12 protein-coding genes and 1 pseudogene are annotated in these 18,451 nt (G+C 26.9%); 1 reads left to right on the top strand and 12 read right to left on the bottom strand.

Annotation, left to right across the window (positions count from 1 at the left end; all coding sequences use genetic code 11):
- From NSA50_RS01375 to NSA50_RS01350, 6 genes are all read right to left on the bottom strand, one after another.
- Nucleotides 1-1,281: a glycosyltransferase gene (locus tag NSA50_RS01375; protein WP_257442377.1), complete on the bottom strand. Its 1,281-nt coding sequence runs from the start codon at nt 1,279-1,281 to the stop codon at nt 1-3.
- A gap of 9 nt (nt 1,282-1,290) precedes the next feature.
- Nucleotides 1,291-2,823 (bottom strand): murein biosynthesis integral membrane protein MurJ, encoded by a 1,533-nt coding sequence (murJ, locus tag NSA50_RS01370; protein ID WP_257442376.1) that lies wholly within the window; start codon nt 2,821-2,823, stop codon nt 1,291-1,293.
- A complete protein-coding gene (locus NSA50_RS01365; protein WP_257442374.1) occupies nt 2,816-3,550 on the bottom strand; it encodes a WecB/TagA/CpsF family glycosyltransferase in 735 nt (244 codons plus the stop codon). The genes murJ and NSA50_RS01365 overlap by 8 nt, the downstream gene beginning before the upstream one ends.
- A 232-nt stretch (nt 3,551-3,782) precedes the next feature.
- On the bottom strand, nt 3,783-4,871 hold the full coding sequence (locus NSA50_RS01360) for a tetratricopeptide repeat protein (protein WP_374940954.1): 1,089 nt from the start codon (nt 4,869-4,871) through the stop codon (nt 3,783-3,785).
- A 282-nt stretch (nt 4,872-5,153) separates the two neighbouring features.
- Entirely contained in the window at nt 5,154-6,881 is a 1,728-nt protein-coding gene (locus NSA50_RS01355) for a phospho-sugar mutase (RefSeq protein WP_257442372.1), read from the bottom strand.
- Nucleotides 6,882-7,006: 125 nt separating this feature from the next.
- Complete coding sequence (locus NSA50_RS01350; protein ID WP_195264031.1) at nt 7,007-7,606, bottom strand: 50S ribosomal protein L25; 600 nt, start codon at nt 7,604-7,606, stop codon at nt 7,007-7,009.
- 205 nt (nt 7,607-7,811) lie between these two features.
- Here NSA50_RS01350 and NSA50_RS01345 point away from each other — a divergent pair, with 205 nt between their 5' ends.
- Complete coding sequence (locus tag NSA50_RS01345; RefSeq protein ID WP_257442370.1) at nt 7,812-9,275, top strand: aminotransferase class I/II-fold pyridoxal phosphate-dependent enzyme; 1,464 nt, start codon at nt 7,812-7,814, stop codon at nt 9,273-9,275.
- A 103-nt stretch (nt 9,276-9,378) separates the two neighbouring features.
- Here the strand turns inward: NSA50_RS01345 and NSA50_RS01340 are convergent, their stop codons facing one another.
- The 6 genes and pseudogenes from NSA50_RS01340 to zapA form a co-directional block, all read right to left on the bottom strand.
- On the bottom strand, nt 9,379-10,506 hold the full coding sequence (locus NSA50_RS01340; RefSeq protein WP_257442368.1) for a M15 family metallopeptidase: 1,128 nt from the start codon (nt 10,504-10,506) through the stop codon (nt 9,379-9,381).
- Nucleotides 10,507-11,377: 871 nt separating this feature from the next.
- A pseudogene (locus NSA50_RS19975) lies at nt 11,378-12,086 on the bottom strand (DUF523 domain-containing protein); the annotation flags it as partial.
- Between the two features lie 91 nt (nt 12,087-12,177).
- Nucleotides 12,178-14,535 (bottom strand): endonuclease MutS2, encoded by a 2,358-nt coding sequence (locus NSA50_RS01325; RefSeq protein ID WP_195428407.1) that lies wholly within the window; start codon nt 14,533-14,535, stop codon nt 12,178-12,180.
- A 20-nt stretch (nt 14,536-14,555) separates the two neighbouring features.
- A complete protein-coding gene (locus NSA50_RS01320; protein WP_257442362.1) occupies nt 14,556-14,915 on the bottom strand; it encodes a hypothetical protein in 360 nt (119 codons plus the stop codon).
- Between the two features lie 10 nt (nt 14,916-14,925).
- A complete protein-coding gene (locus tag NSA50_RS01315; protein WP_257442360.1) occupies nt 14,926-17,277 on the bottom strand; it encodes a DUF3656 domain-containing U32 family peptidase in 2,352 nt (783 codons plus the stop codon).
- Nucleotides 17,278-17,444: 167 nt separating this feature from the next.
- Entirely contained in the window at nt 17,445-18,302 is an 858-nt protein-coding gene (gene zapA / locus NSA50_RS01310; RefSeq protein ID WP_195264023.1) for a cell division protein ZapA, read from the bottom strand.
- Between the last annotated feature and the right edge of the window lie 149 nt (nt 18,303-18,451).

Genomic DNA, 18,451 nt, shown 5'->3' with positions numbered 1-18,451 from the left:
CTACTCCCCCTTTAAAATAGAATTTAATCTTTTAGATATATTTTCCCATTCATATTCTTTAATTTGGTTTGATTTACTTCCACTTAAAATATTTTGTGACAAATTACAAATACACTTATAGATGTCTTGCTCATTATTTAATGCTATACTGCACTTATCTAAATTGTTTACTACATCAATTACAGGGTCATTTTCATCACCTAATATAACTATAATATATCCATTACAACCAAAGTAATCATATATTTTAGCTGGTATTTGCTTTGAATTTTTGTTGCCAAAAAGTAATAATATATCAGCATTAACCATATATGATAATGCTTCTCTATAAGGAATTCTATTTGATACTTTCGCATTACTTATACTAGATAATTCACTTTTTATATTTTCATCATCTATATTTCCAAAAAAAAGGATATTTAAACTTTCATATAACTTATTATTTTCCAGCTTAAGTTTATGCATAACATTAATAAATGGTCTAATATTTCTAAGCTTTGAAAAGATTTCTCCAGTATAAACTATATTTATTTTATTCTTATCTATTAATTTTGGATTTTCATTTTCTTTTATATCTGAATATATTTTTTCATCATAGCCTCTTGTTATAATATAAGTATCTTCTCTTTTTATATTATATGTTTCTATATAATCCTCCCTATTAGCATTTGTAACAAAAATATATTTATCAGCTAAAGAAATTACATTTTTTTCGTAACTTTTTTCAAAGTTTCTTCTTATTAAATTTGATCCTTCTCTTGTAGAATCCTTAAGCCAAGGATCACTCCAATACGTTATCCATTTAAGGCCAGGAAATTTTTTCTTAATTTTATATGCGCATATATGACTAGATGGAGGTTCATGCATAGAAAACATAACATCAAACTTTTCCTTTTTCATAAGTTCAATTCCATATTTACTAGCCTTAAAAGCCCAATATAAATACATATCTGGCACTGCAAGTATCTTTTTCATCTTTTTTAAAGCACCTTTAACTTTAGCCTTACCTAAACTAGTAGTAACAACTGCTGTTTCTTGAGCTTTTCTCGGCATTATTGCTTCAAATAACTTTCCACCTGAAATTATATGTAATTTAATTTTCTTATCTAACATATTAAATATATGTTCATCATAATAAATTGAATTTGAAGGAAAGTTAACTGTTAATAAATGAATAGTATTATCTTCAATTTTGGCTAAATTATTTAAATATTGAAGAGTTTCAATTGATGCTGAGTTGTTAATTAATGGTGAGTAACATGCAATAAATAATATTTTCATTTTACTAGTTTAAACCTCCCTTTTAAATTTTCCCTTTATCATATTTAAAGCCTCATCAAATTCTTCTATTTTTAGAATTTTACACATAATCATAAATAATATTGCTCCAATACTTCCATCGATTAAAATAATGGTAAAAGAACTTTCTATTCCTAATATATTATTTATAAAATAAAGAATTAAAATCATTAATGATGAGCTTAGTATAACCTTACTAATCTTTATAATAACTTCTTTTACATTAAAGCCACCAACTAGCTTCCTAGTTGAATTTAATAATAACAAAGCTATTATTAAAGATGAAGTCGATGTAGCTGTAGCTATACCTAGCACCCCTATGTATTTAGATAAAATTATACTTAAAATTATATTTATAATAACACCTATCAGTCCATTAATTGTAGTAAGTTTTGTTTTTTTCATTGAAAATAATGAAGAATTTAAAATATCTCTTATACCTGCAAAAGGTAGTTGCAAAGAATATCCAAGTAGTGCCATAGAAGTTAAAATAACAGCACTTGAATCAAATTTTCCTCTTTCATAAAATACTGCAACTATTTCTTTACTTAAAAATAACATTCCAAAAGTTATAGGAACTAAAAATAAGCATATTATTATAATTGATTTAGTTAAATATTTTATAAATCCATCATTATCTCCAGAATTCAACCTGTTTGCCATTAAAGGGTAAACTACTGATACTATTGATGTTGTTATTGCTGTATTGGCAAATGTGACTATCCTTTGAGAATACTCTAATGAAGCCATTGCACCTGTAGTTAATCCTGATGCCAAGCTTTTATCTACTAGCATATTAATTGAGTTTGCTCCAGCTCCAACTATAACTGGAAGTATTAAAGTCATCATATTTCTAAGTTTTTCATCTTTTAAATCGATATATAACTTAAATTTATATCCTTGTTTGTATAATGAAGGAATTTGAACTAATACCCTTAATAAATTTCCTAATACATTTGCAATAGTTAAACCAACAATACTTACTTCTCCGAAAAAAGCTAAATATACTATTATTGGAAGATTAAAGAATAATCCTAACAATGACGGAACAATAAAATCCTCACATACTTGTAGCATTGAAGCAAAACAAGCGTTAACACATAATAAAACTATATTTATTAATGTTATTCTAGTCAAAAATATAGTTAATTCAATCTGCTCTTTAGTAAACTTAGGTACAAAAACATTAACTATTTCCTTTGTAAAAATTAATCCTAAGATAATTACAAATATTGATAATATACTTAAAATAGTAACAACATTATTTGAAAATTTAAACATCTCGTCTTTACTTTGATTATGTTTAATTTCACTTAACATTGGTATAAAGGTAGTTGATATTGCAACACCAACTATCATAAATACTGACTCAGGTATTGCAACTGAAGCAACATATATATCATAGGAACCTTCTACTCCAAAGTGATATGCTGCTAACATATCTCTACCAAAACCTATTATTCTACTTAATATAGTCATAGCCATTACTATAAAAGTTGCTTTAAAAATCCTATTCTTACTCATACTTCACCTTTTTGTTTTTAGCAACGAGTAATAAAAATTTAGGAATACTACCAAGCCTCTTTATTCTCCATGGTTCCTTAGAAACTCTATATAACCATTCCAAACCAAGTTTTATCATCCATTTAGGAGCTCTATTGACTTTTTCTGCAATAACATCAAAGCTTCCGCCAACTCCCATAAAGATTTTACACGGCAATTTTTCCATATATTTTGCTATAAACTCTTCTTGTCTTGGGCAACCCATTGCAACAAAAATTGCGTATGGATTTTTTTCTTTTATTTCATTTAATATTTCATCTGCTTTATTTAAATCAAAAAAACCATTTCTATATCCTACAATATTAACTTTAGGATACTTAGCAATTAAGTTTGCAACACAAGCATTAAGATTTTCATCACTTGTTCCTAATAAATATATCCCTTTATTCTCCTTTGAACACTTTTTAATTATTTCTTTCATTAAATCTATCCCTGCTATTTTTTCCTCAACAGGAGTTTTTAAATATTTAGCTGCTATTTGCAGACCTACACCATCAGGTATTATAAATGCTTTATCACCTTTAAAATTTTCTAATAATTTCTTGTTATGAAGACCATTATATAATACTTCTGGATTTCCAGATATAATATGAATCTTTTCATATTTATCAATATATCTTAATGCATCTGATAATTTATTTTTATATACTTTATATCCTAATACATTAATAAAATTATTATCTTTCATCTTTTCTCCTTAATGACACATATATAAAATTATTCATAAATATAATACCATATTTATCTAATTTACTAAAGTTATAAAATGCAAAGCAATTTATTAATGAAAAGTTAATAATAAAAGAGTGAAAAGTTAAGGATACTTTTACTACTCAACACTTAAAATATAAGTGAAAATCACCTATTATTAAAAAATCCTGTAAGGATTTTCTCCTTAACTTTTTCTCTTAACTATTTCGCTATTTATTTAATATCTTCTCCAAGTCTTTTACAATTTCATCTTCTGGATCTAACTTTTTAGCTATATCAAGATGTAATTTAGCTTCTTCTAAATTATTTAAATTCATATAGCACATAACAATATTTGTGCAAATTTCTACTTCTTTTATAACTTCAAAAGCCTTTTTAAAGTATTTAATTGCACTTTCAAAATCATTTATACACGCATAGTTTATTCCAAGTTCAACAACTACTTCATATATTCCACTTTCTCTTGCTAAGCTTTCATTTAAATAATAAATAGCTTTTTCATAATTTTCAAGTTTTCTATAGGCGACCCCTAAATAATAATAAACCAATGGATTATTTTCAAATTTCTCTAATAATTCAAGTAATAATTTTACTGTTTTAACTGGATCGTCTTTTAAATGTTCTATTGCAACTTCATAATTTGAAATATTAGTAATATCATCAATTAATATATTTACTTCTTCTGTTTTCTTACCACCATTATTTAAATATTCATTGATAGCAACCTTTGATCCTTTAAAATCCCCATCATCTTTTAATATCAAGGTTTTATAAAGATATGCTTCAGGAATTTTCAATGAGTTTTCTTCGCAATATTCAATATCTTGCAATATTATATTTTTAAAAGCATTATCCTTTTCTCTTAAATTTTCACCAACTAATAAAACCTTTTTCATGACATCAATATCTTTTGAATATCTATAGAAACCTTTTAAAAGTAAGTAAGCATCTATCAATTTATCATCATTTATTTTTTTAGAAATTATGCTTTTTATACAACTTTCTGTATCTTTAATGTACGTTAATATTGTTTCATAATCATCATTAAATCTTAAATTTTCATCGGCACCCATTGCCAAAAACATTCCCTCGACAAAATAATATATAGGTAAATTTTTCAACTTAATTTCATCATTAACATTTGATGTTATGTATTCTGGAGAAATAGGTAAATATAAATCTTTATTTTTAAAATCTACATAACTAGGAATATTTACACTTTTTTTAAACCCTTCCTTATCCATTTCTAAAAATAATAATTTACCTAATTTTTCTTTAAATGCTGCATTATAATCCAATACAGATACCTCCTTAAAAATTACTTTATTATAAATAATACTATATATTTTACTAGCTTTCAAATAAGAAAGTGGATATATATAAGTTTACTTACTTTCATACTAAATTAATCAACTTATATATATCCACCTAAATAAAATTTTTAATATTAATTATCTATTCTTTTTATACTTTATATTTAAGCTTAGTATTTATTATTACGCTTTATCTATTACACTTTAAAATGTTAAATAAGGTAAGTTATTTTAACAATAACTTACCTTATTATCACTATATAGTTCTTAGTTTAATTTGCTATTTACTAAAGCAACAACTTCATTTTTAAAGCTTTCTAATAATTCTTCTGAATCCTTTAAGCTATTTCCTTTAACAGCAACATAAGCTTTCATCTTTGGCTCTGTTCCTGAAGGTCTAACTACAAACCATGCTCCATTATCTAAAACAAATTTTAAAACATTTGATTTTGGAAGATTAATTTCTTTCTTTTCTCCATTAACCATATTTTCTTCAACACTTAGTTTATAATCGTATTTAGTAGCTACTTTTACTCCATTAACTTCAACAAGTTTTTCATTTCTTAATGAATCAATGCACTTAGCTATCTTTTCGCTACCTTCTTTACCTTTTAACTCAAAAGATACTAGAGTTTCTTTAAAGAATCCATACTTTTCGTATAATTCTACTAATCCATCGTATAAACTCTTTCCTTGTTCTTTATAGTATAAAGTCATTTCTGAAATTAACATAGCAGCTACTACAGCATCTTTATCTCTAGCAAAATCTCCTGCTAAATATCCATAACTTTCTTCAAATCCAAATAAATAAGTTTTGTCTTTATTTACTTCGAATCCTTGCATTTTTTCGCCTATATATTTAAAGCCTGTTAACACTTCCATAAGCTCAATATTATAAGCCTCAGCAATTTTCTTAGCTCCATCTGTAGTTACTATAGTTTTAATGATAACACCATTTTCAGGCAGTCTCTCTTCTTCTTTTAAAGCATCTAATATATATTGAGTTAATAATAATCCTGTTTGATTTCCAGTTAATACTTTGTATTCACCTTCGCTATCTTTTACAACAACCCCTATTCTATCCGCATCTGGATCTGTTGCAAAAATAACATCTGGATTTTCTGTTTTAGCCATTTCTAATGCTAGTTTAAATACTGCAGGCTCCTCTGGATTTGGATATGATGCTGTTGGGAAGTTTCCATCTGGCATTTCTTGTTCTTTAACTACTGATACTCCAGTATATCCAAGCTCATTAAGTACTCTTCTTACAGGCATATTTCCTGAACCATGTATTGGAGTGTATATTAGCTTTAAATCGCTAGCATTTTCTTTTACTAAATTCTTTCTAATAGTTAAACTCTTAATTGCTTCAATATAAGCCTTATCTACTTCTTCTCCAATATATTTTAATAAACCTTTTTCTAAAGCTTCTTCTTCATTTATTGTATTTATTTCAGCAAAGTTATTTATTTTGTTTACTTCATTAATTATTATGTTAGCCTTTTCATCAGTAACTTGACCACCAAATTCATCATAGACCTTATATCCATTGTATTCTTTTGGATTATGTGAAGCTGTAACTACAATTCCACCTGTACAATCTAAATGTCTTACTGCAAAAGAAAGCATTGGTGTTGGTCTTAAGCTTTCATATAAATATACTTTAATATTGTTTGCACAAAGAGTTAAAGCTGCAGCTTTTGAAAACTCCTTTGACATGTTTCTTGAGTCATATGCTATTGCAACTGAAGGATTTTCAAATCTACCATTTAAATAATTTGCAAATCCTTTAGTTGCTTTAAAAACAGTATATATGTTCATTCTATTGCTTCCAGCACCAATTACACCTCTAAGTCCACCTGTACCAAACTCAAGATCTTTATAAAATCTATCTTCAATTTCCTTTTCGTCCACTATCGCTCTTAATTCATCTTTAATCTTTTCATCTACTATTTTTGATTCTAACCAATCATTATATTTTTCTCTGTATACCATGCTACCCCTCCTGAAACTAATAAACTAATAATCAGGTAATATTATACACTAAAGAATTTAATTAGGGAATAAAAAAATGTAAATAGACAAAACATTGTATATCTTTACATTTTTCGAAATTATTTTTATTGTTTTTTACTATTTTCTGCTTCTATTTCTTCCATATCATCACTTACAGTTTTTCTTTCATAGCTTACTGAAGCAATTACAGTATTTAAATCATCGATTATTGAAAGTTCAGATGCTATTTCTAAATCTCCTACTCTATAAACATAACCATCATTACTTCCATTAATATTTATATCTACATGTTTTGGTAGTGTATTAGGTGTACATTCTATTCTTATACTATCTTTTTCTTTTTGTAGCACCATCCCTCTTTTGCTTAAATGATTTTCTCCTACATAATGAATTGGTACAGAAGATACTATTTTTTGATTTTGTTCTAATTCTTCTAAATCTAAGTGAATTATTTTGTGTGATACTGGATCTCTTTGAACATCTTTAATTAAAGCTTTGTGAGCACTTCCATTTAAATCAACATCCAATACCCCGTGCTCTCCATTTTTAGAAATTTCTCTACATAATTCTAATTCTCCAACCTCAAACATAAAATCATTTAAATTCTTGCCATATAATATTCCTGGAACCTTTCCAGCTTTTCTCACCTTCTTGGCATTATTAGGTATGTTTGCATCTCTCTTATTTAAGTTTAAATTATTCACAGATAATTCCTCCTATTATTCATCTTCTCTTCAAATATTGTTGTCAGAAATACTATTTTTTATTCAAACTTCACTAATTTACATATTTCTTTTAATTAAATTGAGTATTTTATTGCATAGTTTAAACTAATAAAATATAATATTATTGTTTGTATAAAACTTATTGGATAACCAATAATAGTTATAAGAGAGAAGGTGTTCTAAATTGTATAAATTAAATCAAAACGAAACTCCTCTTTTTGATGTCCTTAAGGAGTATGTAAATAGAGAAACACTACCATTCCATGTTCCTGGACACAAGAAAGGAGTAGGTATAGATAAAGAGTTTAAGGATTTTATAGGTGAAAATCCATTTAAAATAGATGTTACGGTATTTAAACTAGTTGACAGCTTACATCATCCTACTGGTCCTATAAAAAAGGCTCAAGAATTAGTAGCAGATGCTTATAAATCACATGCTTCATTTTTCTCAATTCATGGTACATCAGGTGCTATACAAGCTATGATACTTGCAGTAGTAAATGATGGTGATAAGATAATTGTTCCTAGAAATGTACATAAATCAGTTACTTCTGGTATTATTTTAAGTGGTGCTGTTCCAGTATTTATGGAACCTGAAATTGACAAAAAATTAGGGATTGCTCATGGTGTAACTCCTGAAACTATTGAAAAAACACTTAAAGAAAATCCAGATGCTAAAGCTGTGTTAATTATAAACCCTACTTATTATGGTGTAGCTACAGACATAAAAAATATTGCTGATATAGTTCATAGTTATGATATTCCATTAATAGTTGATGAAGCCCACGGTCCTCATTTAGCATTTTCAGAAAAATTACCTATGTCAGCATTAGAAGCTGGTGCTGATATTTGTGCTCAAAGTACACATAAAATAATAGGATCACTTACTCAAGGTTCTTTATTGCATGTTAAAAGCAAATATGTAGATCCTAAAAGAGTTCAACAAATTTTAAATTTAATGCAGACAACTTCTCCTTCATACATACTAATGGCCTCTTTAGATTGTGCTAGAAGACAAATTGCATTAGAAGGAAAAGAGTTACTTGAAAAAACAATAGAACTTTGCAAGTACACTAGAGATGAGATAAATAAAATCCCTGGATTCTATTGCTTTGGTGAGGAAGTTTTAGGCAAGCCTGGTTCGTATTCATTTGATCCTACAAAGCTTACTATTTCTTCTAGAGAACTTGGAATAACAGGATTTGAACTTGATATGATTCTTTCAGATAAATATCATATTCAAATGGAGTTATCTGACTTTTATAACGTTTTAGCTGTTGGTTCATTTGGAGATACTAAAGAAGGTATGGATAGATTACTTGCTGCACTTAAAGAAATATCTAATGAGTATTATGGTAAAAATAAACCAGTTCAAGATTTCTTAGACATTCCTTCAATACCAATAAAAGCTCTTAATCCAAGAGAAGCTTTTTATAGCGATAAAATTTCAATTCCTTTAACTGAAAGCATAGGTAAAATTTCCGGTGAATTTTTACTTGCTTATCCTCCCGGAATTCCAGTACTTTGTCCTGGAGAAGAAATAACTCAAGAAGTTGTAGATTATGTTCATGATTTAAAAAGAGCTAATTTATATGTTCAGGGAACTGAAGATTTAACTGTAGAAAATATTAAAATTGTAAATAAATAAAACTTACAAAAACCTTATTTATTTATAACAAAATTAAAAACATTTTTATAAATTTCGTAAATAACAAAAAAGGTAATTTGATAAAATCAAATTACCTTTTTTATTACAATCCTAAATATTCTTCTAAAGTCAAATCATTATCTTTAAAATTTTTACTATGATCAACTCCAATATATCTAAAGTGCCATGACTCATACATATATCCCGTTTTCCATTCCTTACCTTCAGGATATCTTAAAATAAATCCATATTTATAACTATTATCTTTTAACCATTTTGCTTCATCTGTATATTTAAAGTCCTCTTCGGCCCAAAGCGATCTATCAACACCACCAATATCGAAAGCTAGTCCTGTTTGGTGCTCGCTAAATCCAGGTTTAGCAGAAAATGTGTCTGTAGGATCCTGACCATAATTAGATACATAGTTCCAATATAATCTATCTTGACTCCAATAACTTCTATAAGTTGAAAATGCATTTAAATAAATACCTTCGTTAGCCGCATCTGCTTTCATATTCTCAAATGCTTGCCTTGCTTCTGCACTTTCTCCTGGTGCAAAACTATCTGGTAGTCCAAATTCTTTGTTAACAATTAAAACTCCATTTATATATTTGGCCTCTCTTAAACTTGCATCTTCACTTGACTTTTCTTCATATGTTTCCTTTATTCGTCTTTCATTAGCAATCTTTTTAGTTTCGTTTATATAATTAATTAATGAATTTAATGTTTCTTTAGCTTGTTTATATTTTTTTTCACTAAATAATTGATTATATTCATCAATAATTTCATTAACCTTATTCATTTCTTCTTCTGAAAAACCCTTTAGGTTGTCCCCATTTATATCATTAAACATATTTTCAAGTTCTATTTGATTAGAAGCACTTAATTCATTTATTCTTGATTTTAGATTTGAAATTAAACTTTCTAACTCTTCAGTTATTCCTTTAGACATATTCTTTTCAATATTTTCTATGAATGTATTAACTTCATTTAAGTTTTCATCTGTAGTATATATATTGTTAAAACTATCTTTAATAGCTTTAAAGTCATTTAAAGCTCCCATTTGAAGAGTAAACTTTTCATTAGCTTCTGTTTCTGAATTCAATAAACTAAAGTGTTTAAATTTAATAGGTGTATATAAAAAAATTCCAATTATAACTCCAAAAATAGTTAATGAAGTAATTCTTCGTTTTAACATTTTCCTTTTTCTACTTGTTTTATTATTTTTCAAAATTTATCCTCCATTACTTTTCAGCATTCATAAGCATACATAAAATAAAAATATAATTTATATTTTTATAAGATAATTACTCATTTAACAAACTCTTAATTCTTTCTCTCAAATTTTTATCTAAGGAATATTCACTTAAATAATATAGTTTGCTATTTATATCAGCATCATTATTATCTAATGTAAAATAAGTTATTGCTGCATCAATCCTTAAAGAATCATCAATCTTATCAATTGAAATAGTTCTTGGATCATCTTCTTCTATCATCATAATTTCTTCTAAATTTATTGTATTATTTCCCATAGCTATTGCTTTTAGAAATTTTAAATGTCCTTTAGTAAATCTTTCTGCAGCATTTATTAAATGTTTTAATGTTCTATAAGCATTTCTTATTTCTCCATTTTTTACGAAGTTCTTATAAAAATGTTGTATTAATCCAATTACTTGATTATTTTCCTTGATCTGAGACATAAATCCTAAAATAATAATTTTATTTTCATCATTAAAAGCAATTAAATTATTCATAATTGAATTAATTATCTCATCTGTTTTTACATTTTCACTAGCTAACTTGCATAATAAATTTGTAGCCTTTAAATTTAAATTTGAATTCCTTTGAGAAACTCTTTCTAAAATAGGAACTGCTTCTTCCTTGTAGCTATAAATTATCATTAATACTGAATTTTCAACAACTATAGACCACTCTCCTATTTCATCGTACTTATCTATAAACCTACTTGGCTTATGTATTTTTCCATTTAAGTAATTTGGTAATTCACTTAAATATTCTCTACCTATATTATTTGCTGCTTCTCTTGCTGCTACCCTAACTTGATTAAAATCATCATATAGTTCAATTACCTTCAAAATTTCACTGCTAATTAAACTATCTATTTCTTCTTTTGATAGTTTAACCTGTTCTTTTAAATTTATTTCTTCAAAATTTTGAATAGAATTTTTTTCTTCTTTCAAATCTATTTCTTCTTTATAATTAATTTCTATTTCATAATTATTATCCTTTGAATCATCTATATATTCTTCATATTCTTCATATTCTTCATATTCTTCATCATAATCATCTTCAAATTCTTTTCTTTTTGCTCTTTTAAAAATGTCTAGTATCCCCATAATTATTCTCCTTCCAAATCAATATCACTTATAACATCTATTCCATTTTTTTTAAAATAGTAGCTGTCAAACCTTTTCCCTTTATTTTCGTTCCATTAAAACTCCCATCATAAACATAATTAACTCCGCATGATGGACTTCCTTCCTTTAAAATGGCCTTATTTATATTACTTAATTTTGCTATATGTAAAGTTTCATATGCTCCCTTTAAAAACTCTTTGGTAACATCTAAACCTTCTTTAGTTATAATTTTATGATTACCATTTAAAATTTCTTCTGAATCTCCTTGAATTTCTGCAGGAGTTCTAGGTGTAGGAAGTCCTCCGAGTTGTTCAGGACATATCAATATGGCTTTACCTTCTTTAAAAAGATCCAAGCAATTACTATTTACGTTATTACCGCCATTATACTTACAATTAATCCCACATAAACAACTGCTTATAAGATACATATATACACCTCTTTTCCTATATAATTATAGCATAAAAAAAGACTCTAAAACACGAGTCTTTTCTTATCTTAATAGTATTTTAATTATTATTTTATTTAAGAATTGCTATTGTTACTCCATCTCCACCTTCACCATATTCGCCTAATCTATAGCTTTTAACATGAGGATGTCTTTTTAACATGTCATTTATAGCTTTTCTTAAAACTCCTGTTCCTTTTCCATGAACTATTGTTACCTCTCCTAAATTAGCCATATATGCTTCATCTAAATATTTATCTGCTTTGTAACAAGCTTCTTCTGCATCCATCCCTCTTAAATCGACTCTATTTTCTACTGATTTTAAGTTTAACTTAAGCTCTCTTTTCTTCTTTTCTTTTTTAGTTGGTGCATTATTAACTTTTCTTAAATCTTTCAACTTAACATTTATCTTCATTATACCTGCTTCTACTTGAACTTCTCCCCTTGAATCAGGCATTGAAATAATTATTACATTTTGATTTAAAGAAGGTAAATATGCATCCATTCCTAAAATTACTTTTTCAATGACTTCTCCTGTATTTTCTCTTGTTTTATATAATGATTCTTCTTTCTTTTCTAAACTATCTTTAAGTTTTTTTCTTTCTTCTTCTAATCTAGCTCTACCACCTTGAGAAATTCCGAGTTTCTCAAGTTCTCTCATTGCCTTTAAGATTTCATCTGCTTCATCTTTTGCTTTTGCTATAATATCCTTCGCTTCTCTTCTTGCTTCATTATAAGCTTTATCTCTAACTTCCTCTAATTTTTTAAACTTTTCATCGTACTTCTTTTTAAGTTCTTCCGCTTCTGTTTTTATTCTTTTAGCTTCTCTTGCATCTCTATTAGCTAAAATACTTTTTTCTTGAAGATCCCTTATTAAATCTTCAAATTGAAGGTTTTCTGATGAAATATTACTTTTAGCTTTATTTATTACATCATCTTGAAGTCCTAATCTCTTTGAAATTTCAAATGCATTTGATTTTCCAGGAACACCTATTAAAAGCCTATATGTAGGTCTTAATGTCTCAACGTCAAATTCAACAGATGCATTTTCAATTCCAGGAGTTCTTAAAGCGTATCCTTTTAATTCGCTATAGTGTGTTGTTGCTATTAATCTAGATCCCTGATCTCTTAATGTATCTATTATAGCTATTGCTAATGCTGCTCCTTCAACAGGATCAGTTCCTGATCCTAATTCATCAAATAAAACTAATGAGCTATCATCTGCTTCTTTCATTATTTTTACTATATTTGTCATATGAGATGAAAAAGTAGATAATGATTGTTCTATACTTTGCTCATCTCCTATATCTGCAAATATCTTTGTGAAAAAGCTTATACTTGAGGCATCTTTTGCTGGAATTAAAAGTCCACTAAGGCCCATTAAATGCAGTAATCCAACAGTCTTTAATGTTACAGTTTTACCTCCAGTATTAGGTCCAGTAATCATTAAAGTATTAAATTCTTTACCTAAATAAATATCAGAAGGCACAACTATCTTAGGGTCAATTAATGGATGTCTTCCTTGAATTATGTCAAAGCTTCTATCTTCATTAACTTCTGGGCAAATGGCATTTAAACTAGACGCATATTTCCCTTTTGCAAATATAAAATCTAATTCTGTAAGAATTTTATAATTAGATTCTACAGTTTCAATGTTTTCATAAACCTTATTAGATAAATCCATTAATATTCTTTCTATTTCTGCTTTTTCTTTTAATTTAAGTTCCTTTATTTCATTATTTAAATTTACAAGGCTCATAGGCTCAATAAATAATGTTGCTCCAGTTGAACTTTGATCATGTACAAGACCTGGAACTGCTCCCTTATATTCAGCTTTTACAGGTAAAACATACCTATCTCCTCTCATTGTATATAAAGCATCTTGAAGGTACTTTGCATTTGCTCTTACAATTGAATTTATTTTATCTCTTACAGAAGAATTCTTTTCTTTTAAACTTCTTCTTATTCCATTTAATGTACTACTTGCTTTATCACTTATTTCCTCTTCAGAAATTATAGACATTTCTATAATATCTTCAAGATTTTTTATAGGGGTTAATATATATGCCAAATCTTCTAAAATTATATGAGGAACTTCATCTTCTCTTCTAGCTATATATTCCTTAAATCTTCTTGAACATTTAAGCATACCACCAATTCTTAATAGCTGTCCTGCTGATAATACCCCTCCCTTTTTAGCTCTTTCTACTCCTTCTCTAACATCAAATAATCCTTCAAATGGAGGATTTCCTTTTGTTATTAATAAATCTAGTGCTTCATTACTTTCTTTAAGCTTATTTTTAACTTCAAATACAGTATCATAAGGTATAAGATTATCTATAATATTTTTCCCTCCATGTGTTACTGCATATTCTTTTAATTTTTCTTTTATTTTATTAAATTCTAATACTCTAAGAGTTCTTTCTTCCATAATATCTCCTCTTCATTACCCTAGCCTTTAATTTTATTTAATAAATTAACTATTCCTCTATTAAAATTATTATAGTTATATGTAGCTAAGAATGCTGAAATTAGCACATATAAATTACTTATAACTGCAAATGTATTAATTGCAATCTTATTATCATTTTCTCTAATCAATATAGCTAATAAAAATAATGTTACTCCTATAGCAATCATTATAATTTGATTTTTCCAAAGATCTTTTAATAGTTTACTAAATTCTCTTCTATATTCAAGAGTTGCATTTACTATTTCAATATTCTTTTTAAATTTTCTACTTCCTAATATAACCAGCAAATTTAATAAAACTACTCCTAAAAGTAAATATTTAAGTACTATAATACTCATATCTTCGCCTCTATTCTATCCCTCTTCTATAATGACCTTTTGTATAATTATTAGTATTGACTTTTTCTTCTCCTCTTATCATTCTAAGTACCTTTTTTACTTCATTCGAACTTTCATCCCTAAATTCAACTCTAAAAGAATTTACTCCAAGATTTTTTAAATCCTCTTTTTCTTCAATAAGATTCAATGGATGAGGATTTAAAATATAGCTTCTACAAAAAATATCAGTCATTACTCTAAACTTTTCATTCATTCTATCTATTAGTGTAAATTCATCCCTTGTACATGCCAGATTACAGTCGCTGCAAGATGACTTTTCACCAAAAGTACTTCCAATAGGACAATATTCACTTATCATAAGCTCAGTTTTACCATATATTATTCCTTGTACATTCCCCTTATTTTCCTTTAACATATGTTTAATTTCTTTTCTATTTAGCTCTAAACTTAATGTAGGAATATTGATTTCATTTTGATAAAACTTTAAAGCTTCTGAATTTATTATATTCAGTTTATAATCACCTATTATCATCATTTCATTTTGATATTTACGAATTACTCCAACATTAACAGTCACTATACCTTTAATATATTCTTTTACCTTTTCTATTATATTTATTACATTATTAAATTCACTTTTAATTATATTTGGAACTTTTAAATATATGTTTAGATTTTTATTTTGAGATACTTCTATTAGATCTTTAACCTTTATAGCATCCTTATCTCTATTAAACACATCAACTATTATATCCTTAATTCCTTCTTCTATTAAGGTATCAAGTTGTTCTCTAGTAATACATTGATATACTATCTCTAAATTGATGTCATTACTTTTAATATTATTAATTTTTTCTAATTTTTGTGGTCTTTTTCTTCTAAATGATTTCGTAATAGATTTTTGAATTCCTTCTAAAGCTTCTCTTCTGAAGTTATTTAAATCACTAACTCTTATAAATCCCTCTTCAAAAGATTCAAAGTTAATTTCATCTATTTTAAAAACACAATCTCCAGATTTACTTAAAGCTTCTATAACTCTATCTTTTTCTAAAGGTCTCTTTTCTGCCTTTTCAATAACTTCACCTAAGAATTCATAATTCTTATTATTATATTTTATTCTCATCTTTAATGGTTCTGAAACCTTAAAAGTAACCTCTGCCTTTAATGAAATCTTTCTATTATATGGTTTTATAGAATCCTCCAAAGAATCAAATAGCTTTTTATCTAATGATTTAAATATCTCATCGCCTACCTTATAAGCAGTTGGAAATATTTTAACTTTTTCTCCTCTTTTGGCTTCTTTTACTTCTTTTCCATTAGCAATAATTTTATTTATTGAAAATCCACTTTCCCTAAATCTAAATCCATCACCTAATGCAATATCTTCTTTTAAAACTATTTCTCCATTTTTTTCTATTCTACCTAGAGGTACTCCAGTATTTCTTGGATGCTTAAAGCTCATCATATCCCTGCCAACATTTTTATGTAAATAAGCTTTAGAAAATCCTCCTCTATTAAATAGTTGCAAAAGTTCTCTTTTTCCCTTACTAACATTATATTCAGTATCATATAATTCTTTTTCTACTGCATTTTTATAATTTTCTACTACTCCTGCAACATATTCTGGTCTTTTCATTCTTCCTTCTATTTTTAATGAATATGTTCCTGAATCTATAATATCTTTAATATCTTCTATTGTACATGTATCCTTAGGACTTAGAAGATACGCCTTTCTTTCTCCAGCTGTATTTCCCTTTAATGTATATTCCATTCTGCAAGGTTGTGCACATCTACCTCTATTTCCACTTCTACCACCTATCATAGAGCTCATAAGACATTGTCCAGAGTATGATATACATAATGCACCATGAACAAATATTTCTGTTTCTATTCCTAAATCTTTAGAAATATATTTAACTTCATCTACAGATAATTCTCTAGATAAAACTATCCTATGAAAACCTCTTTCTTTAAAAAATAGCGCACCTTCTCCATTATGTATTGTCATTTGTGTAGATGCATGTATTTCAAAACCTGGATAATCTTCCTTTATTCTTTTAAATAACCCTAAGTCCTGAAGTATTATTGCATCTACTCCTATTTCATATAAAAAACCTACATATCTAACAGCTTCTTCTAGTTCATTTTCCTTCAATATAGTATTTAATGTTACATAAACCTTAGCTCCATAGCTATGTACATAATCAACAGCTTTTATCATATTATCATTATCAAAGTTAGATGCATATGCTCTGGCTGAAAATTTATTCCCACCTAAATAAACTGCATCTGCACCTTTATTCATTGCTGCAACAAGACTTTCCATGCTCCCTGCCGGAGCTAAAATTTCTATCTTTTTCATAAATACTTCTCCTAAACTTTAGTTTCTTATGCTTTTATCTTTCTTAAATATATATATATCATAAATTCTAACTTTTTTCTATTATAGTTTTAAACTTACTCTCTAAATATAAAAAACAGCTTAATTAATAGGAATCAAGCTGTTTTAAAACATCATATACATTATAATTAAACATCTTTAAGTAAGACATTTTTTTGCTTTTTTTCACAGGCTAGCTTTACTTGTATATCAATCAATTTTTTTTCTAAATCTAAAACTTTATATTTTGAATTTTGTAATTGGAATTTTATTTCTTTATTTCTTTGCTTTAATAAATCTTTTTCTGCTTTTGTCTTTTTAAAATCATCTTCCATTATCTTGCACTCTTCGTTAAGCTTAATAAACTTCTCTTTATAGCCAACCTCATTATTCTTTAATAATCCATTAGTTTCTTTTAAGTTATCTAACTCTTTATAGCAGTTCTCTACTTCTTCTCTTAAACTTAAATTTTCATCTTTTAAAGAATCTATTTCTAATTTTAAAGAATCTTTTTCATTTATCTCTACTTCTTTAGCACTTATTTCTTCCTCTAATTTTGATATTTTTTCTCTTAAAAGATTATTTTCTTCATTTTCATTTTCAAGAAGTGTAACTTTGGTTTTTATTTCTTCTGCCTCTAGAAGCTTTTTATTTAATTCATCTATTATTTGATTTAGTTTATCAATTTCTCTTGAGCTATTAAATTCTATCCCCTCAACCTCTTCTCTAATTTCTTTTATTCTCTCCTTCAGTGTCAAGTTTCTTTCATCTAAAGAAGTATTTTTCTTCATTAGTCCTTCTATTTCTATATCTGCTTTAAATAGTTCGTCTGCTATATTTAACGCAACAAGAGTAGCGGCTGCTGTAGAACTTAGCTTTCTATTGTTTGCCATAATATCTTTCACTTTTCCATCTACATATCTTGCTACTTCTAATAAGTATTCTTCATTTTCTCTTCCCTTTAGATTGTATTCAATCCCATTTATCTTTATAGTTACAGTATTCATAATACACCTCGTTAACATAATAATATACCTAATTTAATTTTAACATAAATATTCCAAAGAATGTATATATGTTGCAATAAAGATTTAAATTTAACTAAAAATATACAATTGATTACTATGTTTGCTTAACTGAAAGAGTTATTTTAAAA

The organism is Clostridium mucosae, from assembly GCF_024622765.1.
GTDB lineage: Bacteria > Bacillota > Clostridia > Clostridiales > Clostridiaceae > Clostridium.
The sequence above is the reverse complement of the archived record's forward strand: the minus strand, read 5'-3'. Positions and strand labels throughout refer to the sequence as shown.